Below are 22,733 nucleotides of genomic sequence, written 5' to 3' on the forward strand. Positions count from 1 at the left end.
ACTTCCACTAGCATGGAATTATTATCAGGAGAGAAGCATGCAACTAGAACACGTCGCCAAAGCACTAAAAGAACTTGGTCATCCCACACGTCTCAGTATTTATAAATTGGCGGTAAAAGCCGGTCATCAAGGTGTGCCTGTTGGCGATATTCAGCAACAATTGAATATCCCTAGCTCCACGCTCTCTCATCATATTTCCAACTTATCTTCTGCCGGATTGCTTTCTCAAAGACGTGAAGGTCGCACCTTATTTTGCATTGCTCAGTACGAAAATCTGCAACAGGTTATCGATTTCCTACAAGACGAATGTTGCCTAGACGAATATTGCCTCAGAGAATCAAAATAAAATCTTCTTGTAATTCAATTTATTATCTTATATTTCGACTTTTATAGAAATAAACACTTGTAATAGCGACTTATATTTCTATAATTCCAATATTGTCGAAATATAGAGAGTTACACCATGAACAACCAATTATTAAGCATGGCGCAAGAAGCAGGACATATGTTCCTATTTTTGGCCGCAGAACTGACCGTTTTATTTCTTGCCATTAGCTATTTGGTAGGAGTACTACAAGAATTCATTACACCGCAAAAGATCCAATCGATCCTGAGCTCAAAAAATGGACATGGATACTTTGTTGCCGCACTTTTAGGCTCGATAACACCGTTTTGTTCTTGCTCAACCATTCCTTTTTTAAAAGGTTTGCTAAGAGCTCGCGCAGGGTTTGGGCCTATGCTGGTATTCCTATTCGCCAGCCCGTTACTTAATCCGGTCATTATTGGCTTATTTGTGGTCACCTTTGGCTTTAAAGTGGCGATATTTTATTTTGCTATCGCAATGTTAGTGTCCGTGGTATCAGGCTATGTACTGGAAAAGTTAGGTTTTGAAAAATATGTACGCCAAGAAGCTTACCAAGCAGACAGTGCGCAAAGCTCTTGCTCTGCAACAAATACCTGTGCTGAGAGCAGTAGTGAGAGTTGTGGTGAACCTAATGAACCTAAGATAGCGAATACTTCTTGCTGTACTTCAGGCAAGGCAAATGCAAATAAAACACAACAACCAGAACCAACACTGCAATTAAACACCAACTGTGATGGCACAATTTCACTACAGGAAGCAGAACCAAGCCGCTGGGTTCGTATTTGGGCATCCACTTGGAAAGACTTTAAGCAAGTACTTCCTTACTTGTTGATCGGCATTTTAATTGGTTCATTCATTTATGGCTTCATCCCAACCGACCTAATTGCAAAATACGCTGGTGACAAAGTGTGGTACGCCATTCCTATTGCCGCCATTATTGGTATTCCCCTTTATATTCGCGCAGAAGCCGTGATTCCTTTAAGTGCGGCATTGGTGCAAAAAGGCATGGCGCTAGGGTCAGTAATGGCATTGATTATAGGCAGTGCGGGCGCCAGTTTAACCGAGGTTATTTTGCTTAAATCTATATTTAAGAACCCATTAATTGCGGCATTCTTAGTGGTAATTTTAGGGATGGCAATGGGCGCGGGTTATCTATATAACTTCATGTTTTAAATGAGTTAAGTCTGCTTGGTGTGGTTGTCAGTAGATGGCTACACCAAGCTCTATACACAAGGTTACTGCATGTAAAACAGGAGGAATGGATAAAAACCTATGGTTTGGCGTCTTGTATCTGTAGGATAGTTCACTCTCTTAAAGACTCATTCTAAGGACGAACGTGAGCTGGATTTTTTTCACCTTTTTGGCCGCTTTTAGCCAATCATGGCGCAACGCTTTTCAAAACCAATTGAGTAAAACCCTAAATGTCAGTGGCGTTACACTGGCACGTTTTCTATGGGCAAGCCCCCTCGCCTTATTGTATTTAATCGCCCTGTATCAATGGCAACCGGCGGCTATGCCTACCTTTACCGGTTATTCGTGGTTTTTTCTGATTGCTGCAGCCATCATGCAAATTGTCGCCACCGCGTTAATGGTAGTGCTGTTTAAACAAAACAACTTTGCGATTGGCGCGGGACTGGCGAAATCAGAAGCGCCAGTGGCGGCATTTTTAGGGGTGCTGTTTTTTGGCACTAGCTTGACCTCTTTAGGATGGGTGGGGGTTTTGCTAGGCGGTATCGCAGTTTTGATCCTCAGTTGCCCGAAAGGATTTCGGGGTATTTCACTCAATACAGCGGCGTTAGGTTTAGCCTGTAGCACCGCATTCGCACTGACTTCATTATGGATAAGAGAGGCAAGTTTAAGTCTAAGTTTGCCATTTCCACACCGCGCAGCATGGGTGCTGTTCATTGTTATCTTGCTCCAAACCCTTTTGCTGACAGGCTACTTACTCATAAAAGATCGTAATACACTCAAACAGATGTTTAGCAAACCTAAACTTGTGATCATGACTAGCTTAGCCAGTTTTATAGGCTCTTTTGGTTGGTTTAGCGCCATGTCGTTACAAACAGTGCCTTACGTAAAAACATTGGGACAAGTGGAGATTTTCTTCACTATGCTTGTGTCGTACTTTTATCTCAAAGAAAGCATTCCAAGAAAGGATATTTTCGCACTAGTGTTGGTCGCCTGCGCGGCGGTATTGGTGATGTGGCAGTAGATCGCTTTTATTGCGAATACTGATATTGCTAATAAAAAAGGATGCGCTACTTGCTTTAAGGCAAGATTTAGCGCATCCCTTTCAATGACGTAATTGAATAACTTGAGTTATGGGTTATTGCGCCCTTTCACTGGCAAGCAATTTATCTTGCACCGCCGACACCGCCCGCTTGGTCGACTCAAACGCAAACTGAGACAGATCCATCTCTGCTAACGGCAACCACTGTAAACTTTCAACATCATCATTAGCCACGATCTCGGCACCTTCGGCCAATGTAACGATAAAAACCATATCGCAAGTTTTATAGGTGACGTTTTTATAAGGGTAAGTATTGGGAAAAGACGTTAAGTATTGCGCCGAGGCGAGCTCTGCACCAATTTCTTCTTTTAACTCTCTGTGCAATGCAAACTCCGCGCTTTCATCGGGATCAACAAATCCACCCGGTAAATCCCATAGCCCTTTACCGGGATCGCGCGAGCGAGTAGCAACCAACAACCGAGTTTGCTGTTGTGAGTCTTGTTTTATCACCGCCGCCATCACCGCGGCAGCCATATTTTGAAAGAAAGTGAAGTCACAATCACTGCAAATGAACTGGTTACCGTGAACGGCTAAACGTTGCGCCCCACACGCCGGACAATAGAGCATCTTCTCAAACCTTAAATAAAAATATTAACTTCTGTCACTTTATCATTGATAGAAAAAGGAAAGCATGACATTTGGCAGTATACTTAGTGATATAAGCATTGATATCAGCCATACTGAAAGGAGTCGGCATCCTAGTTTGTCTGGCCTCGTTTGCTTAGTATTGAAGCGGCAATCAGCACTCAATAGGAACACTATATTCCGCAGTAAAAGGACTTCATCAAACAACAGAGACACGGACTCGCGAACCTATAATCAGCATGTTGTCATGCGACAACGTCTTTCGCACTGTGTTTTGTTATTCCTAATTGGCGATTAGCCATAATGTTGTAATAGGTAAAGATTATGTACTCAATTTTTGATATCTACAAAATAGGTGTCGGTCCTTCTAGTTCGCATACTAACGGCCCAATGTTAGCGGGCTATTACTTTACGCAACTTATTCAGCAAAATGTGGCACAAGTCGCGCGCATTCAAATTGATTTATACGGCTCGCTGTCATTAACGGGTAAAGGTCACCACACCGACCGCGCTTCTATTTTAGGTTTGTTGGGAAATCGTCCCGATACCATCAAAATTGCTAGCGCCAATGCGCAAATGCGCAGTGCGATTGAAGATGGAAAGCTCAACATCGCCAATCACCATGTGATTGATTTTGATTACGATAAAGATATTTTATTTCACAGCAACAATCTGCCATTACATGAAAATGGTATGACTATTTCAGCATTTGATGATCAACACTCTCTCATTGGTTTTGAAACTTACTATTCCATTGGCGGCGGATTCATTGCCACCGAAAAAGAGCTGCAACAAGGCAAAAAATCCTCTGATGTAGACGTGCCATTCCCTTTTAATAGCGCCGAACAAATGCTGGCACAAGCTGAGAAAAATGGACTCAGCCTTGGCGGTATGATTCTACGCAATGAACAAGTATTCCAAGACATGTCGGCAATTGATGCCAAAGCCGACCAAATTTGGAAAGTGATGCGTCTGTGCATGGAGCGCGGTTTTGAGACCGAAGGTATTTTGGAAGGCGGATTAAACGTCACGCGCCGCGCGCCAAACTTATTGAAAAAGCTAGAAGCCAATGTTCTGGTGGAAAATGACCCAATGGAAATCCTTGATTGGATCAACCTGTTTGCTTTTGCCGTGAGTGAAGAAAACGCCGCTGGCGGTCAAGTAGTCACCTCACCGACTAACGGTGCGGCTGGAGTTATTCCTGCAGTATTGATGTATTACCACCGCTTTATCAAACAACTCGACACTAAACAGCTTAAAGATTTTATGGCTGTGTCTGGCGCGATTGGTATTTTGTACAAAACCAATGCTTCTATTTCTGGCGCAGAAGTGGGTTGTCAGGGCGAAGTGGGAGTGTCATCTTCCATGGCGGCGGCTGGATTAACCGCACTTCGCGGTGGCAGTAATGAGCAAATTTGTATTGCGGCAGAAATTGCTATGGAACACTCATTAGGCATGACTTGCGATCCGATTGGCGGACTAGTACAAGTGCCGTGTATTGAGCGTAACGCTATGGGCGCAATGAAAGCGATTAACGCCTCACGTATGGCATTAAGACGTTCTAGTAAGTGTTTGATCTCGCTAGATGATGTCATCGACACCATGTATCAAACCGGTAAAGACATGAACAAGAAATACCGAGAAACCTCATTAGGTGGCTTGGCAATGATTCATCTTGCGCCGCCTTGTGAGTAACGAGTCAATCACTTAGTAAAATTAGAAAAGGCATACCTGTATAGAGTATGCCTTTTTAATGTTTGCTCTAAGTCAACGCTGAAAAGTTAGCTTAGACCTGTAATATTGCCGTCTTCATCAATATCAAGATTCATAAAGGCTGGCTTATCAGGAAGCCCCGGCATGGTCATTACGTTGCCGCACAGTGCGTAAATAAAGCCTGCACCGGCGCAAAGTCGCAGCTCACGAATCGGCACGTCAAACTGTGACGGTGCGCCTTTCACTGAACCATCGGTTGAAATGGACATAGGCGTTTTTGCCATGCAGATAGCTAAGTTATCAAAGCCTAAGGCTTTATATTGAGCCAGTTGCGATTGCGCTTTGTCACTCAAGGTAACAGACGCCGCTCCGTAGCCAATTTCACTCACCGCCATGATTTTCTCTTCAAGAGGCTGATTCATGCGATACAAAGGAGTAAATTGCGCCGGAGTGTTATGGCACTGCTCAACCACTTTATTGGCAAGCTCAACTGCGCCAGCGCCACCTTTTGCAAAGGCTTCACAGACGGCCACTTCCACCGAGTACGGCAGTGCTTCAACCATGCTCTTCAGCTGTAGCAACTCTTCATCGGTATCTTGCGGAAAACGGTTAATCGCAACTACGGCAGGAACGCCATACTTAGTCACGTTTTCAATATGCCATTTTAAGTTAGCAAAACCGGCTTCTAATGCAGCACTGTCTTTTTCATACATGCTATCAGGGATCGGTTGACCCGGTTTTAAGCTGTATAATCCAGAGTTTGCTTTTAATCCGCGCAAAGTGGCGACAATCACCGCACAATCAGGCGCTTTATCAGAGGCTTGCGCTTTGATATTACAGGCTTTTTCAAAGCCCATGTCCGAACCAAAACCGCCTTCAGTAACGGTAAAGTCAGCCAGTTTGGTGGCAATATTATCCGCAATGATTGAAGAGTTACCGTGCGCAATATTGGCAAATGGTCCAGCGTGAATCAGGGTTGGAATACCTTCTAGAGTCTGCATCATCGTTGGCTCAATTGCCTCACGCATACTCACTGTCATTGCTCCGGCAACACCAAGGTCTTCAGTTGTCACCGCTTTACCTTCAAGGTTGTAACCGATCACAATCTTGCCAATGCGCTGACGCAGATCTTTAAGATCGCTAGCCAGTGCCAGCACTGCCATTAGCTCTGAAGCAGCTGAAATATCAAAACCATCTTCACGCTCATAGCCGTTAATGGTTTTGCCTTCGTCATTGATACCTACCGTCACTTTACGCAGTGCGCGGTCGTTGTGGTCAATGACGCGTTTCCAAACGATAGATTCCGCATCAATGCGCAGTGCGCTAAGCCCGGTGCGAGCTTCAAAATCGTCATAGCCTTTGCGCTGCTCATGATAAATACGGGCATCAATAGCCGCAGACGCTAGGTTATGCGCAACCGTAACAGCGTGAATATCGCCAGTCAGATGCAAGTTTAGCTCTTCCATAGGCGCGACTTGAGAATAACCGCCACCTGCTGCACCACCTTTGACGCCAAATACCGGCCCCATAGAAGGTTGACGAATACAGGTCATTACTGACTGGCCGACTTTGAATAAACCTTGCGCAAGTCCAATGGCAGTCACCGTTTTACCCTCGCCCAATGGCGTTGGGGTAATGGCAGTCACAACGATCAATTTACCCGTCTTTTTGTTTTCAAGACGTTTTAAAGCTTTGAGACTAATTTTTGCTTTATGTTGACCGTGAGTTTGAATCTCGTCGCTGTGCAACCCTATTGCGGTTGCGACATCTGAAATGGGGCGTAAAGGGGTAGATCGTGAGATTTCAATGTCCGACAGCATATGGTCCTCTGGAGGGATAAAAAGACAATCTGATATGGGCGGAAATCTTAAAGAAATTTTATGATAAGTAAAGAGCAAACGTTTGCGTGACCTGAAAAAACACCAGTTTTCATTTACTGAAAACCATTAGCTAACAGAGTTCATCATCACTGATTACTTTTTCTTAATAGACGCTTAATCCAATAACATATCCCGCTGTTTTGTTGGTTGACTGTTTCTTTACCCGCATAAAACGATTTGAGCCATTCACTGCGTAATTCACTGGATGATGAGGATGAAAATGGGTTCAGCAGTTCGGCGGTTTCATTGGCATAATCGTACGCTAACGAATAGTCGATGTTTGATTGCCCTTGTACAAACAGCCACAAATGCATAACGAGCCAAATTTCAGCGATTAACGGAGACTTAAAGGCCTGTGCGTGTTGTTTATCAAGAGAATCATCAATGACTTTTTGCATTGCTAGTAAACTTGGCTGTTGCGTGCGCAATTGCTGCAGTTGTTTTTCATGGTGCAGAGTAAATAAACCGAGCAACAATTGCTGATCGGTATGCTCAGGGTATTTTGCCTTAGCGCGCTCAAATAAAGGTGAGAGTGCTTCACTCAATTGATTGAGTTGTGCTTGTATTTGCGTTTGCTGAGCCGCAATACCGCCCTGCCCTTCAGGAAGGGAAAAACCTATTGATTGCAAAGTATTAAATAAAGAATGTTCAGAGGGCATAAAGGATTAATATGGCTAAAAAACCTAACCATACCTTATCTTTTTCACTACGCCTAATAGAACGAAATACTATTTTCTAACTGGAATTGATAAGCAAAAATTGAACAGCAGAAAAGAATTGCTGTGAAGAAACAAAATAAAGGCAAAAGCTCGTCCAACTTTTACCTTTATTACACTATCGCTTTAGTAACGACGTAATGCGGCAGAGCGCCCTAAAATAGAGAGTGTTGTACCATTGTGTAGTAACGCACTCATTGTCGGGTTTAAGTAGCCCAACGCAGCTGCAAGCATGATGCCGCTGTTAATGTACTCCGCCAGCTTAATGTTGGAATGAATGACTCGCATGGCGATATTAGCTAACTCTCTCGCTTCGACCACGCCATATAATCCGTCTTTCAGCAACACCACATCAGCCACTTGCCTTGCCAGCTCAGTGCCTCGGCACATGGCCACACCCACATCAGCCGCGGTTAAGGCGGGTGCATCGTTCACACCATCACCAATAAACATGACCTTTTTACCTTCTTGTTGCAACGATTCAATGATCGAAGATTTTTTTGAAGGCACGGTTTGTGCGTACATTCGATCTAGCTGCAATTCATCGGCTAAAATCTGTGCTTTGTAAGCACTGTCACCGGTGATCATTATTAGCTCATTGATGCCAAGTTTACGCAAATCAGTCAGTGTCTGTAGCGCATCTTCACGTAAATGATCACGAAGCCCGATCATGCCGATTAATCTACCCTCATTAGAGATGTAAATTAGGTGGCGACCTTCCGCTTCATATTGCTGAATAACGTCTTCAGCGCGACTAAAATCAACATTTTCATGCGATTCGAGGAAGTGACGGCTTCCCATTACCAGTTGATTGTCATTCAACGTGGTTTTTAAACCATGTGCAATAACGTATTCAACTTCACCATGCTCAATGTGCGGCAGTTCATTGTGTTTGGCCGCATTAACCACAGCTTGTGACAATGGATGATTGCTGTGCTCCTCAACCGAAGCTGCTATTGCCAGTAAATCACGCGCATTTTTTTGGCAACATAAAGGAATGACATCAGTCACTTCCATATCGCCATGCGTTAAAGTACCTGTTTTGTCGAAGACACACGTATCTATGCCAATCAACTTCTCAATAGCGCTACCGCCTTTAAATAAAATACCTTGCTGAGCCGCACGATACATTATTGATTTAAAGGTCACTGGCGTACTGAGTTTCAAGGCGCATGAGTAATCCACCAAGAATACCGAGGCCACGCGGTTAATATCTTGAGTAAGGGCAAACACTGCTGCACCAATACCTAAGGTAATTTTAACGCGGCGATCCGCCATATCTTGCGTCACACGCTGAATTTCACTTTTCTCGCTCAAAGAGTCATAAATAAGTTTCGCAATTTGCGCGGTAGTCGCTTCACTGCCCACTTTATCGACACGAACAAGAATGGTGCCTTCAGTAACTAAAGTGCCGGAGTAAACTTTCGCATCTTCTTCTCGACGTACTGGCACGTTTTCACCGGTCAACGAAGACTGGTTAATTAAGGCTGCGCCTTTAACTACCGTACCGTCAATAGGAATGAGCACGCCAGGCGCTAGTTCAATTACATCGCCTTCTTGCAACGTATTTGAGTTAACTTGCGTCCTAACTCCGTCTTTCACGAGCCAAACAATAGTATCTTTAGGGCGCATTAAATCAGCCAATAGCTCATCGCTATTACGACTGGTTTTCTGCTCCATATATTCACCAAGGCTGATTAAGCTTTGGGTCATCATTGCCGTTTTGTAGTCACCACGCCAAGCCGAAAGCCCAACAGCGATAGCATCTAAAACTTCAACCGATACTTTCTTGTCTTTTAACTCTTTCACACCTTCTAGCAAAGTCGGTGCAATCAAAGTTGCAGTTGTCACTGCGCCCCATTTTTGAGGTAATAGTGCGGCAGATATAGTACCAATGACATTCATTGCTATATCACCACGGGTGAACTCATGCTCGCTTTCTTCAGTTGTTGCTTGCGAAAAATCTAGCTGAGATAAACGCTGCTCAACGATACTGTAATCGAGAATATCTGTTTCATACTCGATGACAATAGAGCAGGCAACCTCATTAACACGAACCAGTGAGATTCCTTGAATAGCCATTAAACTGGTTTTAATCCAAGAACCTATATCAGAATAGTGTCTTAGTTTAGGAACCCTAAAGCGAATTCGTCCGGGGACGTGATGCTTTAATTTAATGGGGTTCATTCTTCACCCTTATGCAGGTTACGGTAGTACTCAAGTTCAGCTTGGGTATCTTCCAAACGCTCTTTTAACTCTTCTACTTCGCCACGCACGCTTGACCAAGCTTTCTCACCTGTAGTCACAACGCCTTGCTTGAATTTCTTATTTGTCAGTAAATAAGCAACCGCAGCACCTGCGGCTAGACCCATAGCAAAATGTGTTTTGGTGTTTTGATTCTGATATTGAGTAGTCTCGTTTTGTGCAGTTTGTGGTTGCTGCGCATTATCTGTTGGAGCACTACTTGCAAATGGATTAATTGCCATCTTTTGATCCTGATGATTGATCTAATAAATACAAACCCGCAGCTCCAACGCTCAAGATAGTCAACATAGAAAGTGCAGGACGTCCTGCCATTTTTTCTGCGACATAGGTTGTAGCGCCAGAAGCAATCCCGGTTTTAAGAGCGGTTTTGGCTGCGTTCCCTACCAATTCATTGGTTGAGAGAGTACCGTCTTTATATTGGTTCCACTGATGAACAATGGTGCCACCACCACCTGCGATAGCACCGACCAACATAGCTCTATTCGTCGAACTCAATCGATTTGTTGAGTTACTCATAGGCTTATTGCTCTTTAGTTTCTGCTGGTTCTTCTTTTACTTCTGTTTCAGCTTTATGCTTCTCTACAGACTGTTGGAAACCTTGTTTACCGGCACTCACTGTATCTCTAAAGATTTCACTGCCAGTACTGATGTTTTCTTTTACTGATGATGCTGTATTTACCGCAGTATCTTTTACGCCTTCTGTGCCAGTTTTAAGCATGCCACCAGCACCAGAAACGAGACCCATTAGTTTGCCTCGAACGTTTTCATTGCCAAGTAACATAGCGGCTGCTGCGCCAATCATTGCGCCTTTCCAAAATTCTTTATCACTCATACCAAAAGTTCCTAATATTTCTTTAAACGTACCCGCATCTTCACCTAAAGCATCATCCAACATGACCTGTGCTTGCGCAAAAAGAGCGTCATGGTTGTCTGAGGATTCTGGAGCTTGTTGCGGCTGTTGTTGTGCCTGAGGTTGCTGATGCTGATACGGCTGTTGTTGGTGCGGCTGTACTGGCATCTGCGGATGGCCATAATATTGATGTGGCATCATATTGGGTGGATATTGTGAAGCCATATAAGGTGACATCATTGGTGGCATCATTGGTGGCATCATTGGTGGCATATTTCCGCCCAATTGTTGCTGCATAGCAACATAAGACTTTGCCATTTCTTTTTGCATTTCTAACATCGCATGAAAATACGCTTCATACGGATCAGAAGGGGGCTGTTTATCTTCCATTAACAATCTCCGCTGTTATTTACGCGCTCAGCAATTTTGTGACAGGCTGCTTCTACATCGGATTCGTTATCGGAAAATAATGATTCTATCCAATTAGGCTCAATCGCGATTGGATCATACTCAATGAGAATACTTCCTGTTTTAGGGTTGAGCTGATAATTCTTAAATGCAGGTACTGACTGAAGTGATTGTTCAATGTCTTGGCTTTTAAAAGCGCTAAGTTGCGCAATAATACCAAGCTTATATTTAAGTCGTACCCGACCAGGTATATGGTGGCTAATTTTAACCCATTTTCTTAATTTCAATACTCTTGAAACATATTGATTCATAACCATTAACCCATGATTTCAAACAAATGACACATATTGTTACATCAAAAGTCATACAATATCTGTTTGAATTTAGTGTCCCTAATTGTGCTCTCAATTACAAGTTGAATCGGTTTTTTTGCACTACTTAATGGGGAGTGGTAGTATCGCTAATGTAAATGATTATCATTTGGTGTGCGATTACTATGAATACTTATATTCACAAAACAAATCAAAGAGTTAGAGTAAGATCTGACTATATTAGAAATCATCCAAAAACAGTGATGAACCTTTTAGAGCAACTAGAAGAAATTGATGCAATTAATAAAATAACCTATCGCAAACATGCGGGGTCAGTAGCCATCCATTTTGATGACAAAGAGCTTGATTGTGAGAGCTTGATTGAAATTCTAGAAAGTCATAACTGGATGCAAAGTACGCATAAACCTTCGTTTATTGAAAATGCAGCGATATCAGGTACTAAAACATTGGCTAAGAGTATTGCAGGCATCGCATTAAGTCGCTTAGTTGGACCGTCTATTAGCAGAGCAATATTAAACTTTGCTTAAATAGCGCACGCCCTAACCCACTAATAATCATCCTACCAAACTGCATCGCTAGTTTGACGCTCACTCTGCAAGTTAAAAATCTATTCTGTAAGTTAAAAACCTAGCCTACAAGTTTAAAGTCTACCCTGTAAGTTCAACTCTATGCCGAAAGCTTATAACGCTTCGCCGCACACTTACATATTCCGTTTTGCAAAGCAGGACATCGTTTACACGGTGGTGATTTAAGCGCGACATGCAAAATAGATTTTGCTGGGCGTGATTGTAGCTTTGAAGATGAGCGCGGGCTTTCTACTGAGATTGGTTTTGCAGAAGATGTGGCATCTTTAAGTGATGATGGCTTTTTAAGCTGTTCTCGCAAAGGCGCTTCCACAATATCAATATTGTGTTGATGGTCATTAAACCAAGATAACACCGGCAATAAAGGTGTTGCCAATTCATAAGCCACATCAGCAATGACTTGATTGACCCCTTGGTTAATATCCTGTTTTAAAGCATCACTGAAATAGAGCTGTCCCTCATTACTGGCCTTAACTTTACTCGCATCCAGTTTGAGTTTTTTAAGTTGCTCTATCCCTTGCTTCTTGATTTTCTTCTGTGACTTTTTTTTCAGCTTTTTTAGTGCTTTCTTCGCGTTCATATTCAGCACCTTTGCTTTCGATAACTTATTAATGATAACGATTACCAATAGCATTTGCAATATTTTGTCTTAATTACGAAGTTTTTAATTTGAATTATTGGCATATAGCAAGATCAAAAAAGATCCTGCTATCATGTGTCTTTAATTAATACATTACTTCACAACAGTTACGCCACTATCGTCTTTTTCTAATTGAATTAATGTGGCATTTTCAGGGTCAGAGATCTCACTTAAACGACTTAATGGAATGTCTGAATAGTGAGCAAGTATGGTTTTTATGGCAATCCAGTGTGATACCACCATAATATTTTTATGCTTCTCTTTGGCAAAAATAGCTTCCAGCTCTGCCACCAGCCTAGTCTGAAGCTGTTGAAAAGTTTCAGCACCTTGCAGTTCAAAATGCTCAGAGCTGTTTAAAAACAATTGATATTGTTCAGGAGCCGAACACTCCACTTCCGCTCTTAGTTTTCCTTCCCATTCACCTAAATATATTTCCTTAAGAGGATCACTTGTAATGACCTCAACATCGCGCCCTTTTAATAGTATTTCACTAGTATCAATGGCTCGTTGTAATGGACTGATATAGGCTTTATCTATCTCATATTGATTTAATAACTTACTCGCCTCAACAGATTGATTGACACCCATTTCAGTCAATGGCGAATTTTTCTGTCCTTGAAGTCGCCCCTCAACATTCCATTGTGTTTGACCATGCCTAAGCAGAAAAATCTTTGTTTTGTTCAATGTACTGTCTCTACGATGTAATAAGTCTACAGAGTGACCAATATATCACTCTGTGGATTTGTCTAGAATGTGTTGATTACACCAACGTTGCCAACGTCTGATCTCCAATAGCAAACAGCTTACTTAGCACTCGTTCACCGTCTAGGCGTAGGCCGTTGTGCTCGTATTCGTTGGTGATCCATGCTTGTGAGTTAGGGATCCTATTTAATGTTTCGCAGCTGAATGCCATTTCTACAAACATATCATCAGCATACACAGCGCAGCTTAATGGCACTTTGTTGTTGGTTAAGACTTCGGCGTCGTATAGTGGTTGCCAATCTGTTTTGTCTGCTAACAGAGTTGCAGCTGTTTGCAGTGGCTTGAGGTTTTTGTATTGCTCAAACATCCACGGAAATGTCATTTCGCCGGTGAAATAAAACGCTTGGCCTGCTTGGTAATTAAATTGCGGGTGATTTTGTCTAACTCGGTGCGCACTCCACTGCGAAGCGAAACCTTGGCAATAGATAGATTCGTGCAAGATGGCATAGATAGGGTTGGTTTGAAATGCTTGCTCTGAGAGCATGGCGTTTAAAAACTCATAGCTCAGAACCTGCGTACCATTTACCTCTACAAAGGCGCTTTCTAGCAGATAGTAAGTTGGTAAAAAGGTATCGCTCATGCCAAAGTTAATGCCAATCTGTTGGAATTGTTCAGCGGTAAATCTTTGTCCATTTGGCAGGAATTCTTCATGCGTAATCAGATGATCGGCAATCTTTTGGCACAGTGGTTGTGCTTGTGGGAACTGTCTGAAGAAGGCTTTATTTTTTTGCGCTGTGCGCTTGAAGGTTGCTTCATAAACATCATCAATTGTTCTGTCTATAGAGGGAATACCGCCGGTGACATAACATTGCAACAAGCTGTCTGGAAACAGGGAAAGGTAAGTTAATGTGCAAAAACCACCAAAGCTTTGCCCTAATGTCGCCCACTTGTCGATGCCTAGCTTCTCACGAATGGTTTCAGCGTCACGAACTATGTTATCAGCACGAAAATGCGCTAGATACTCAGCCTGTTGCTCGCTATTGAGATGAGCTAAAGTTTGATGAGTGATCACGCTACTGTGGCCTGTACCGCGCTGATCTAGCAGCAATACGCGATATCGCTGTAATGCAACTTTTAGCCAGCCCGAATGCCCATTGGGTCTAGGAGATGGAAAACCGGGGCCACCTTGAAAGAATAACAGCCAAGGTTTAGCGCTATTTTCGTCACCATTTAAACGGACTTCTCTGGCAAAAAGTGACAATGTTTGAGAGTTGGCATCGCTATAGCTAAGTGGCACTTCAAAAGTATGATTTTGATAGCAACAACCATCATTGATAAAAGTATTTCCGTGCATGAGATTTCCTTGGATAAGTAGACGCTCATACCCTACTGATTGTTGCGTCAATTTCCAAGTAATAGCGACAAGAAACTCACTGACTATCATGTTAGAATGCCGTCGTTTTTATTCTATTTCTCAGAGTGTTTATGTCTTCTTCTGCCAATTCCGTTATTGTTCTCGATTTTGAAACCACAGGTCTCTCACCGAATATGGGCGATAGAGCCATTGAGATTGGTGCAGTTAAATTGATGGACGGCAAAGTAGTCGACACTTTTCAGCAGTTGATGAATCCAGGCTTTCGCGTCAGTTCATTTATCGAAAGCTATACTGGCATCACCAATAACATGTTGCGCAACGCGCCAAGTTGCGCCGAGGTTATGACTGAATTTGCCACATTTGTCGGCGACAGCAATATGGTGGCGCACAACGCTTCTTTTGATAAACGCTTTTTAGATGCTGAGCTTGAACTGCTAGATATTCAGTATTCTGGACAATTTGCCTGTTCGATGCTCATTGCGCGACGCCTGTATCAAAATGCCCCCACGCATAAGCTCGGCGATTTGATTCGTTATAAGAATATTGAACATGATGGCGTGTTTCACCGTGCATTAGCGGATTCGGAAATGACGGCACGACTATGGATGGTGATGTTAGAAGAATTGCGCAGTAAAGGCATTGCCAACCCTGAGTTCGCATTTATGCAAAAGCTATCAAAAACCAGTAAAAGTGCCTTGCGCTCATTCATCAGTCAGCACGTAAAGTAGCTTTTAGCTTTGTAGCCTTGTCGCCTTACTACGCTACTCGCCTGACTAACTTTATAACCCACAAAGCAGCCTCTCTATAGGTTTAGGTGTGAAGAGTCATAACAAATGCCTCTTTACACTGTAAATTTTTTATAGACTTCAATAGTTATCATTCAAAGAACCTATATAAATAATTGAAATGTGAGCCAAAACCCTATGAGATAAATTGACTATGATCAATTTATGATTCAGCATGATGTTCACTATTTTAAAGACTGAGTCTAATCATGAAAGTCATCCGTATTCTCTTAGGTAAGATCATCTTACTGCTTAACTTCCTTTTCCCGCCAAAAGGAATCAAACGCACAAGCGAAGCACAGCAACACGCTGATACTAAAGCCAAAGATCTGACCTTATATCAATTTGAAGCCTGCCCTTTTTGTGTCAAAGTGCGGCGTGAAATGAAACGCCAATCAATCGCTATCGAGCTAAAAGATGCCAAAAATAACCCTCAAGCACGTGAAGAGTTACAAAACGGCGGTGGCAACATCAAAGTGCCTTGCTTAAAAATTACATCACAAGGTAAGGAAGTATGGATGTATGAGTCTTCAGATATCATCGCTTATCTACAAAAAGAATTTGCTTAAATTTCAAGCGTTTTTCATTATCGATGAATGATTTAAATCTTCGTTAATCTGCTACTACAGCACTAGACCCAAGTAAGTAAATACTTACTTGCGATAACGGAGATAAACCATACGCCCATACCGGGCGTATGCTGTTCGTTTTATTGTCCATAAATATCCCCCAAAAAATGCCTAAACTGTGCCGACTTTTGAGCAAATCAAACCACCTCACAAAAATGCAACATAGCCTTTCCTTGTGTTTGAGGATTGGATTGCTAATATGGCGCACAAAATCACCGATTGTGATTTTCATCACGGATTAACCACTTTGAGTAAAAAGAAGCACTCTTTTTAAATTAAAGCGTCATATCTCGTCTGACTCAACCATTTATAGACACCATGCCTTATGATACGAAGCTTTTTTCAGCGTAAGTTTTATGTTCTCACCTCACTTTATACTTTTACAGTATTTGTGAGTAACGACTCTTTTTTACCTGCAATCCCTGATATTGCTCATTATTTTGGCTTTGCTGATGGTGACTATGGCACAGTCCAATTAGGTGTCTCCGCCTTTTTGTGGCTGACTATGGCCTTTCAGCTTATCGCTGGCCCCCTCTCAGATAGGTTTGGTCGCCGACCCACTTTACTGCTCGGTGCACTACTGTTTATTGTTGCCAACTCTATGGTCACCTTTGTCCCGAGTGTGGGGTGGTTTTTGTTCTGGCGCGCAGTGACGGGACTTTCGATCTGTGCGATTTTTGCGGCAGGCTTTGCTGCCATCAATGAATACTATACCAATGTTGATGCCATTAAGGCGCTCGGACTGTCTGCCACTATTGTGATATTTGCACCTATGGTAGGCCCTGTTATCGGCCTAGCATTAATGAAAATCGGTGGATGGAAATTTACTTTTTGGGCGAACTCTTTGTTTATGGTGTTTATTTTTGCTCTATTGCACAGGTATATGCCGGAAACACGTAAACTTGCAGAAAACGGCAGTACCCCCTCTTTACGTCAAAATATCTGGGCAATTTTTAAAATGAGCCGTGAACGCGACTTTTTACTGATCTCTATCAGTTCAGCTTTTAGTGGCGCGGCTTTTTTGGTGTGGATTACAGCAGGGGTATCCATGCTATGCTCAAACCTTGGGTTGTCTGAAGCAGAATTTGTACTGTACAACGTACCTGTCATGTTGAGCCTAATGCTAGGCAACTTCCTCTCTGCTTATATCACGAAGGACATCACTAAAACCGTGTATCGCATGATGTTTTGTTCATCTTCGCTGATCCCACTGTTTGTTTTCTTAGGATATATACAAGTTCATAGTCAGCTTTCCTCCGAAGTCACTATATTTACCCATTTAAGTGCGCCAATATTATTTATTGTGCCAATGGCGTTATTTAGTTTTTTCCGTGGAATACTCAACCCGCCTTTAACGCAATTTATTTTAAACAAACAAAACACAAATAAAGGCTCGGCCTCTTCTTTTATGTCATTTATCGGCATCATAGGCTCAATTACCGGAGCAACCGTTGCCGCTAGCTTATCGGGCGCTGGTAATAACGCTTACTACTACACTATTTCGACCTTTATTCTGTTTGCGCTGTTCTTCTTTTTGTTGGCTGAGCGCAGTGCGAAAAGAAACTTAGTGACCAGCTAAATCAAAAGCAAATTTCAGGCTTAAGTTAACGAATTATCCGTTACCGATACGCTCACTCCGTTTTTAATAACGGGCATGATTCTGGCAACACCATCTGGATCTGTGAAGCGCAAACCTCAAACTCAATATTGTTGCTGCTAATGGGTTCGCCATCTAGGTTAATCGGCATCAAGGCATCAGCATGCCAGGTTACCTTTTGCACTTGATGTTTTTGGACATATTTACCATCAGGCTTTGGGTTACCCAGTTCTTGTAAAACGATAGAAAGATCGCTAGGTGCAAACTCACTCAATGATATCACTTCCATTTTGCCATCATTGATAAACGAATCTGCAGACAGCACTTGCCCGCCCCCTGCTTGTCTGCCGTTACACACCGCACCCACAATCACATTGCTATCAAAACTTTTATTTTCAAAAATGGCATGACCTGCAAAAGGCTGAAAATTAAGAGCTTGCACTAAACCGGTTAGCGTATAAGCTCCTCCACCTAGAAAGTTTTTAAGAGCAACAGGAGTTGTCGCTGTCACTTGAGCGCCAAATCCGCCCGTCGCCATATTAATAAAATACTGAGTACCCGCCCTAATGACATCTACCGCATAGCTTTTACCTAATATTGCCAGCTTAAGTGCATCATATTCAGATTGAGTGGGAATTAAACAAGACGTCGCGAAATCATTGGCTGTACCTAATGGCAGCACAGAAAGTGCAGGACGCAATGGGTACGGTATTTTCATTAACGCATTGACTACTTCATTAATGGTTCCGTCTCCACCCCCTGCAATTACACGGTCGCATTGCTGCTCTACTGCTTCTGCAACCAAACGTTCTATATCTCCCCCTTCCCAAGTAGGACGAACTTCCAAATCTGTACCTTCGTCTCTAATGGCGAAAACGGCCTCTCGTACTGACACTAAAGACGCTTTTTTGCCATTGAGCAGTAACCTTATGTTCACTATACAACCTCGCCCTTTGATAAAACTGCAATACACAATTTGTTCATTGAATATAGTACAAAGTTTTGTTTTGTATGGCGTTTATAGCAATATGTACGAAAGAAAGTGCGTGAGTATTGGAGTGATTTTAGCGCTATATTTCACTTTGCCTAGTTAGCGTCTTCAAAAGCACTTTTAAAACAGACGCACTATCTTATCGATAATTTAGGTTTAATTATCACCGACATAGTTCGGATACTGAATTATAGGTAAGTCAAGATGACCAAATATAATCCCCCTGCTTATTAACCGTACATGTATCATTTTATGACACTTCCGCATTGATAGTTTGCCAAGTAAAGTGACCCCACAATACGAAAGCAGGTGACTATCTATGAATAACGCAATTAATGAAACCAACGCACAATATTTCCCTAACCGCATAGTTTTGCTCGGTGATTCTATCTTTGATAATTCGCCTTATGTTGAACATGGTGAATCTGTTACAGAGCAATTAGAGGCAATAATTGCATCCAAAGAGACTCATCAACGTAATGATGCAAACAAAACAAAAGTGAGCCTACTGGCAGTTGATGGACATGTAATGTCTAGCGTAGATGGCCAAATAGCACGAGCACAATCCAAATTCCCTGTTAACAAGGAGTATGCGTTTCTCTCCTGTGGTGGCAATGATTTACTGGGTTACAAAGCATCCGGTTTGCTGAGTATTGCCTCTAACAATATTGGGGAGGCGCTCTCTTCCTTACACGACGTGCGAGAGCACTTTCGTAAGCAATATAAGCACATGCTCAGTGTCACCCTGAAAACATTCCCAGAGCTTACTGTTTGTACCATCTACGATAATATTCCAACCTTATCAATCGCTGAGAAAATGGCATTAGCAATATTTAATGAAGTGATTTTAAGAGAAGCGGCCGAACACCAATTACAAGTGTTGGATCTAAGAGTGATTTGTGATCATATCGATGACTACGCACCAATTTCGCCGATTGAACCATCAAAATACGGCGCTAAAAAAATTGCCCACGCAATATTTGAACAATACACAAATAACACCAAAGGGCCTGTTATCTGTGCATAACAGAACCATGGTTTAAAGGCCGTAATCGCTTTATTAGCTAACCAATATAGACTGAGCCTGTGCTTTGAAACACTCAGCACGCTATGCAATACAAAAGCACACTATGTGCCACAACAGCCATTTGCTCATTATGGTTACTCAACAACCGTGGATCTGGCTGATTTGATTTATTAAGTTTGTAAGAAGTACAAGAATTCGAACACTGAACAACCTTGTGGTCTCATCGGTTTATATAAGCCGATGAGACGCACTTTACGTTATATAGCTCATGCTTGTTCGCGGCTTAACTGGCGAATTTTCTCAACCTCAACACCTTCTTCTTTGCCATTCAAATACAATATTGACGGCTCTAAATCTTCGTTTTGCAGTGCCTCTGTTACAATATTATCTGGGCTTATGGTGTAGCGCCCTATGACCTTTTCGTGTGGCCAATTTATATCGTCGTAGGCAATATAAACCAGTTGCGAGCACACTATTTTATCGGTTGTTTCTATGTCGTAGTTAAAGTCATACTCCTTGCCAATTTGGCGCAAGGTGGTGATGATGGTTGTTCTGCGCAGTTCATCACTTCGGTGTGTAGGAGTGATCACCAATAGATCATCAATGTTCATGAAGTGTTGTAGGGAGTTGAGTGCGACTCCTGAGCGCAGGGCTTCGGCGACCAACTTTCCTTGTTTGATTTCTTGGTGATATTGACTCACAACAGGGTGATCCCAGATGCCTAAGTCTTTGATATCTTGTTCAGTACCAATCCAAATGGCGGCATGTCCCCAATAGCCTGGGATCATTTTATCAGTTAAGCGAAAAGGGGTTTTCTCTAGCAGAATGTCGCCGGCTTTGAGTTGGCTTTTAATGGATTGTTCCACTGGTTCATTTTGGTATAGATAACCTTTTCTAGATTCAAATAATCCGGTCACATTGCCGAAGAATTGGCTTAATCCGTTCACCGCAGCACTGTTTGTGGAGTTTACGCCATCACGAATGCTATTGCGGCGCTGTTGAGAGCGTTGGCTTATGAGCTCTTCGGGTGTGTAGCGTGGCAATGCCTTAAAGGATGGGCTCTGCACTATTGAAAGGTATAAATACTCAATATCTTTGTTCATTATCTGCGGGCGGTAAGCTTCAATATTGAGGTTAAAATAGTTAATTTGCTCGCGAATACGTTGAATATTGGATAGATCTAAGGCGTAGGCCGCATAGGCTTCAAGTGCGTTTTCTTGTTTGCCGTAACCTTTGTCTTCTCGGTTAAATGCACGGCGAATTTCTACATCATTGTTAGTAATATTGGCGGCGCTAAAGTAGGCATCGTATAAAGCTAAAATAGAGGCTAATTCCAGACTAAAAGCGGTAAAAGTGAACTGGTTATTTTCCTTAAAAGTGACTTGATACCAACATTCATTCGCGGCGACCAGTGATTCCAACACTTCAGACTGTTGGCTTTCTTTGGCAATAATGTCATTAATTTGATTAGTCAGTTTTGATGGAATCGGCTTCTCGTCACCACTTTCATAATACGCATTAATACTCGCTAACAGTGATTGCCTTTCAGTCAGTAGTTGTTCGTTTACGCCTTTATACTTGAGTAAGTCGTTTTTTAGCCAAGATTGCGAGTCATAATATAAAGTTGGCTCATCTTGCCACTGCGTTAATCGTGTGACGCAAAGAGCTCTATCTTCAGCTACTCCCGCTTTTAAATCGTAGCGAGAAGAGGAACATCCCATCAGAACAAACAGGGATATAACAAACACCATTAATTGACGACTCATGAGCACAACTCCTGCAGGCTATAACCTTGCTGTTGCGGCACCTTGGCCTCGCGAATAAAGTAATTAAACTCCTCCATAGTCAGAGAGAGTGTTTTAAGGTGCGCTTTTAAACTTGAGTCATTTTCATAGGGTTCTTGATGGGCGTAATGTTGGGCTAAAGTCAGCAAATAGGTTGAGAAACTGCTATTGAGGGTTTCTTGATCAAAGGGTGGATAGTTGCTTTCCCATTGCAAATAAAATTGGCGCTGCTGTTTTACCCACAGTTGTTGGCGATTAGCACACACACCTTCGTGTAACTGCATGTTCTGTTTTACTTTTTTAGCGCGGCTGTCACTGTATGTAGATAAATAAAATGATTCATCCCAATTGGGGTTTACATACTTTCGCATATCAACAGGCTGACTAAGAGACCAGCCATCAGCATTCTCAATATGTTGCAGCCGACACAAATCACGTGCCATTTCAAAGCCCTGATAGTTGGCTTCTAAATCCGCGTAAGAGTACACACCGACCACTTTAATACCCAGCAAGCCTCCTTCCATTTTGGTTGCCCAAATAATCGATTTGGCTTGCGAAAACTCTTGGCTATCTTTCTGTATGGCCTTTAAATAACGCGCATAATATTCATATCCAGAGCCTAAAAAATGACTGATTTTATCCGTGCCAAAATAAACACCTGCCACATTCACCACATGATCTAAATCTGTTTTAACGCCAGCGGTGCGCATTACTGGTGAATAGATACTGTGCTGTGCATATTCGTCTAACGATGTATTATCGTCGGGTTGGCGGTCAACTAATTCACTTTGCTGCGCCCATAGCTCCATATCGGTATTGAGCGCTCCTCGGTGCTTTAAGGGATAACGTGTTGCGCCAAGGTCTTTCATGACTACTAAAGCAACCTGCTCACAAGTGAGTGATTGCTGTTTATTGCTCAGTTGTTGCAAGCTACTTTCAATATGTTGATTAAGGTAGTGATTAAACACTGCCTCACTGTTTTTTATTGTTTTCCCCCACGCGTAATAGTTGTCGACTTCGCCTGCCATGATGCTGGTAGGAAAAAGTAACATTACGCTCATAGTTTTATACATTGATAAATCCATTTAAAATATTTCATCCCTGCTTTAAATAAATCTCGTTTCCAATAAATTTATGCCGTTATGACATGCCCTATTCGCTATTAATGACGGCATGTCATAACTAAAATCATCGATAATGGTGCAATAAGCGACGA

Annotated in this window: 23 protein-coding genes; 9 read left to right on the top strand and 14 right to left on the bottom strand. The window is 42.4% G+C overall.

Features of this window, described 5'->3' with window-relative positions:
• Positions 1-37 precede the first annotated feature (37 nt).
• From QV280_RS16400 to QV280_RS16410, 3 genes are all read left to right on the top strand, one after another.
• On the top strand, positions 38-346 hold the full coding sequence (locus QV280_RS16400) for an ArsR/SmtB family transcription factor (RefSeq protein ID WP_023404890.1): 309 nt from the start codon (positions 38-40) through the stop codon (positions 344-346).
• A 117-nt stretch (positions 347-463) separates the two neighbouring features.
• Complete coding sequence (locus QV280_RS16405; protein WP_152820082.1) at positions 464-1,537, top strand: permease; 1,074 nt, start codon at positions 464-466, stop codon at positions 1,535-1,537.
• A 163-nt stretch (positions 1,538-1,700) separates the two neighbouring features.
• The gene (locus tag QV280_RS16410) at positions 1,701-2,576 is read left to right on the top strand and encodes an EamA family transporter (RefSeq protein WP_367869550.1); all 876 of its coding nucleotides are present in this window, start codon (positions 1,701-1,703) and stop codon (positions 2,574-2,576) included.
• A 114-nt stretch (positions 2,577-2,690) separates the two neighbouring features.
• Here the strand turns inward: QV280_RS16410 and QV280_RS16415 are convergent, their stop codons facing one another.
• The gene (locus QV280_RS16415) at positions 2,691-3,221 is read right to left on the bottom strand and encodes an NUDIX domain-containing protein (RefSeq protein ID WP_152820083.1); all 531 of its coding nucleotides are present in this window, start codon (positions 3,219-3,221) and stop codon (positions 2,691-2,693) included.
• A gap of 342 nt (positions 3,222-3,563) precedes the next feature.
• Between QV280_RS16415 and QV280_RS16420 the strand changes: the two genes are divergently transcribed.
• Positions 3,564-4,934, top strand: a complete 1,371-nt coding sequence (locus tag QV280_RS16420; protein ID WP_152820084.1) for an L-serine ammonia-lyase — start codon at positions 3,564-3,566, stop codon at positions 4,932-4,934.
• A gap of 86 nt (positions 4,935-5,020) precedes the next feature.
• Here QV280_RS16420 and QV280_RS16425 read toward each other — a convergent pair whose 3' ends face one another.
• The 7 genes from QV280_RS16425 to QV280_RS16455 form a co-directional block, all read right to left on the bottom strand.
• Positions 5,021-6,772 carry a formate--tetrahydrofolate ligase gene (locus QV280_RS16425; protein WP_152820085.1) on the bottom strand — a complete coding sequence of 584 codons (1,752 nt, stop codon included), beginning with the start codon at positions 6,770-6,772 and terminating at the stop codon, positions 5,021-5,023.
• Positions 6,773-6,918: 146 nt separating this feature from the next.
• Positions 6,919-7,491: a hypothetical protein gene (locus QV280_RS16430; protein ID WP_152820086.1), complete on the bottom strand. Its 573-nt coding sequence runs from the start codon at positions 7,489-7,491 to the stop codon at positions 6,919-6,921.
• 183 nt (positions 7,492-7,674) lie between these two features.
• Positions 7,675-9,735: a heavy metal translocating P-type ATPase gene (locus QV280_RS16435; protein WP_152820087.1), complete on the bottom strand. Its 2,061-nt coding sequence runs from the start codon at positions 9,733-9,735 to the stop codon at positions 7,675-7,677.
• A complete protein-coding gene (locus QV280_RS16440) occupies positions 9,732-10,034 on the bottom strand; it encodes a YtxH domain-containing protein (RefSeq protein ID WP_023404882.1) in 303 nt (100 codons plus the stop codon). The genes QV280_RS16435 and QV280_RS16440 overlap by 4 nt, the downstream gene beginning before the upstream one ends.
• Positions 10,024-10,329, bottom strand: coding sequence for a magnetosome protein MamC (locus QV280_RS16445; protein ID WP_152820088.1), 306 nt, complete (start codon positions 10,327-10,329; stop codon positions 10,024-10,026). The genes QV280_RS16440 and QV280_RS16445 overlap by 11 nt, the downstream gene beginning before the upstream one ends.
• Positions 10,330-10,333: 4 nt before the next feature.
• The gene (locus tag QV280_RS16450; protein WP_023404880.1) at positions 10,334-11,053 is read right to left on the bottom strand and encodes a hypothetical protein; all 720 of its coding nucleotides are present in this window, start codon (positions 11,051-11,053) and stop codon (positions 10,334-10,336) included.
• On the bottom strand, positions 11,053-11,382 hold the full coding sequence (locus QV280_RS16455; protein WP_023404879.1) for an HMA2 domain-containing protein: 330 nt from the start codon (positions 11,380-11,382) through the stop codon (positions 11,053-11,055). Before QV280_RS16455 ends, QV280_RS16450 begins: the two co-directional genes overlap by 1 nt.
• A 185-nt stretch (positions 11,383-11,567) precedes the next feature.
• Between QV280_RS16455 and QV280_RS16460 the strand changes: the two genes are divergently transcribed.
• On the top strand, positions 11,568-11,930 hold the full coding sequence (locus tag QV280_RS16460) for an HMA2 domain-containing protein (RefSeq protein ID WP_240432768.1): 363 nt from the start codon (positions 11,568-11,570) through the stop codon (positions 11,928-11,930).
• 139 nt (positions 11,931-12,069) lie between these two features.
• On the opposite strand, the gene QV280_RS16465 is transcribed toward QV280_RS16460, so the two are convergent.
• From QV280_RS16465 to QV280_RS16475, 3 genes are all read right to left on the bottom strand, one after another.
• Positions 12,070-12,567: a hypothetical protein gene (locus QV280_RS16465; RefSeq protein WP_023404877.1), complete on the bottom strand. Its 498-nt coding sequence runs from the start codon at positions 12,565-12,567 to the stop codon at positions 12,070-12,072.
• 153 nt (positions 12,568-12,720) lie between these two features.
• On the bottom strand, positions 12,721-13,311 hold the full coding sequence (locus QV280_RS16470) for a histidine phosphatase family protein (RefSeq protein ID WP_152820089.1): 591 nt from the start codon (positions 13,309-13,311) through the stop codon (positions 12,721-12,723).
• 76 nt (positions 13,312-13,387) lie between these two features.
• The gene (locus QV280_RS16475; protein WP_152820843.1) at positions 13,388-14,683 is read right to left on the bottom strand and encodes an alpha/beta fold hydrolase; all 1,296 of its coding nucleotides are present in this window, start codon (positions 14,681-14,683) and stop codon (positions 13,388-13,390) included.
• 131 nt (positions 14,684-14,814) lie between these two features.
• Between QV280_RS16475 and QV280_RS16480 the strand changes: the two genes are divergently transcribed.
• From QV280_RS16480 to QV280_RS16490, 3 genes are all read left to right on the top strand, one after another.
• Positions 14,815-15,432, top strand: a complete 618-nt coding sequence (locus QV280_RS16480; protein WP_023404873.1) for a 3'-5' exonuclease — start codon at positions 14,815-14,817, stop codon at positions 15,430-15,432.
• Between the two features lie 266 nt (positions 15,433-15,698).
• Positions 15,699-16,058 (top strand): glutaredoxin family protein, encoded by a 360-nt coding sequence (locus tag QV280_RS16485; RefSeq protein ID WP_023404872.1) that lies wholly within the window; start codon positions 15,699-15,701, stop codon positions 16,056-16,058.
• A 385-nt stretch (positions 16,059-16,443) separates the two neighbouring features.
• Positions 16,444-17,697, top strand: a complete 1,254-nt coding sequence (locus tag QV280_RS16490; RefSeq protein ID WP_152820090.1) for an MFS transporter — start codon at positions 16,444-16,446, stop codon at positions 17,695-17,697.
• A gap of 52 nt (positions 17,698-17,749) precedes the next feature.
• Here QV280_RS16490 and yegS read toward each other — a convergent pair whose 3' ends face one another.
• Complete coding sequence (gene yegS / locus QV280_RS16495) at positions 17,750-18,652, bottom strand: lipid kinase YegS (RefSeq protein ID WP_367869551.1); 903 nt, start codon at positions 18,650-18,652, stop codon at positions 17,750-17,752.
• Positions 18,653-19,025: 373 nt separating this feature from the next.
• Between yegS and QV280_RS16500 the strand changes: the two genes are divergently transcribed.
• Positions 19,026-19,733 carry an SGNH/GDSL hydrolase family protein gene (locus QV280_RS16500; RefSeq protein WP_152820091.1) on the top strand — a complete coding sequence of 236 codons (708 nt, stop codon included), beginning with the start codon at positions 19,026-19,028 and terminating at the stop codon, positions 19,731-19,733.
• 266 nt (positions 19,734-19,999) lie between these two features.
• Here the strand turns inward: QV280_RS16500 and QV280_RS16505 are convergent, their stop codons facing one another.
• The gene (locus tag QV280_RS16505; RefSeq protein ID WP_152820092.1) at positions 20,000-21,499 is read right to left on the bottom strand and encodes a YiiX/YebB-like N1pC/P60 family cysteine hydrolase; all 1,500 of its coding nucleotides are present in this window, start codon (positions 21,497-21,499) and stop codon (positions 20,000-20,002) included.
• Positions 21,496-22,590 carry a hypothetical protein gene (locus tag QV280_RS16510; protein ID WP_152820093.1) on the bottom strand — a complete coding sequence of 365 codons (1,095 nt, stop codon included), beginning with the start codon at positions 22,588-22,590 and terminating at the stop codon, positions 21,496-21,498. The genes QV280_RS16505 and QV280_RS16510 overlap by 4 nt, the downstream gene beginning before the upstream one ends.
• Positions 22,591-22,733 lie beyond the last annotated feature (143 nt).

It is taken from the genome of Vibrio sp. B1Z05 (genome assembly GCF_052955985.1).